Annotated in this window: 1 protein-coding gene; it reads left to right on the top strand. The window is 69.7% G+C overall.

Annotated elements, in window-relative coordinates; genetic code table 11:
* Nucleotides 1-669 (top strand): carbohydrate ABC transporter permease (locus G3I71_RS45070; protein ID WP_164324699.1); only part of this gene is annotated, 669 nt, incomplete at its 5' end.
* Nucleotides 670-757 lie beyond the last annotated feature (88 nt).

Genomic DNA, 757 nt, shown 5'->3' with positions numbered 1-757 from the left:
ATCCTCACGGGCTCGGCGTCGGACCTGTTCCTGCCGGCGCTGCGCAACTCGGTGGGGATCTGCCTCATCGCCACGGCGATCGCGGTCGTGCTCGCGTCGCTGTGCGCCTACGCGGTCGCGCGGCTCGACTTCCCCGGCAAGGCGTTCGTGCTGGGCCTGTCGCTCGCGGTGTCGATGTTCCCCGTGATCTCGATCGTCACGCCGCTGTTCAACATCTGGCGCTCGATCGGGCTGTACGACACGTGGGCCGGCCTCGTGATCCCGTACCTGTCCATCACGCTGCCGCTGTCGATCTGGACCCTGACGGCGTTCTTCCGCGAGATCCCGTGGGAGATGGAGCAGGCCGCGCAGGTCGACGGCGCGACCACCGCGCAGGCGTTCCGCAAGGTCATCGTGCCGCTCGCCGGCCCGGGCGTGGCCACCACCGCGATCATCGCGTTCTTCCTCGCGTGGAACGACTTCGTGTACGGCATCTCGCTCACGTCGACCGAGGCCGCGCGCCCCGTGCCCGCCGCGCTCGCGTTCTTCACCGGCGCGTCGCAGTTCGAGGAGCCGACCGGCGCCATCTCGGCCGCCGCCGTCATCGTCACCATCCCCGTCGTGGTCCTGGTGCTGCTGTTCCAGCGCCAGATCGTCGCCGGGCTCACCCAGGGCGCCGTCAAGGGCTGACCCGGACCGAGGGAGGTTCGCCATGGCCGCGATCACGCTGAGCCACGTCGTGAAGAAGTACCGCGACGGCTACCCGGCCGTGAACGAC

Source organism: Streptomyces sp. SID12501 (assembly GCF_010550245.1).
GTDB lineage: Bacteria > Actinomycetota > Actinomycetes > Streptomycetales > Streptomycetaceae > Streptomyces.
Note: the sequence above shows the minus strand (reverse complement) of the source record. Positions and strands in the feature narration are given on the sequence as shown.